Annotated in this window: 1 pseudogene; it reads left to right on the top strand. The window is 73.9% G+C overall.

The window, feature by feature from the left end:
- Positions 1 to 257 (top strand): annotated as a pseudogene (locus KVT32_RS30610) (type II secretion system protein N); the annotation flags it as partial.

The raw sequence follows: 257 nt of genomic DNA, 5'->3' as shown, positions 1-257 counted from the left end.
GTGGCAGGTCAGCGCCGGGCAGTTGCTGCTGCCGGCCGTAGGGCTGGCCGGCCTGGGCGCGCCGCTCAACACGCTGGCGCCGTCGGGCGTGGTCCGCCTGAGCTGGAACCGGCTCGACCTGGTACGCCAGGCGAACAGCGTCGCGGTCACCGGGCGCACGGTCCTCAGCTTGAGCGACATGGGCTCGCGCATGGCGCCGATCCGGCCGCTGGGCAGCTACGAGATGGCGATGGACTGGCGCGGCCAGCAGGCCGACC

Source organism: Achromobacter sp. GbtcB20 (assembly GCF_019091095.1).
In the GTDB taxonomy this organism is placed as follows: Bacteria; Pseudomonadota; Gammaproteobacteria; order Burkholderiales; family Burkholderiaceae_B; genus Achromobacter; species Achromobacter mucicolens.
This window is presented reverse-complemented; position numbering and strand designations above follow the sequence as displayed.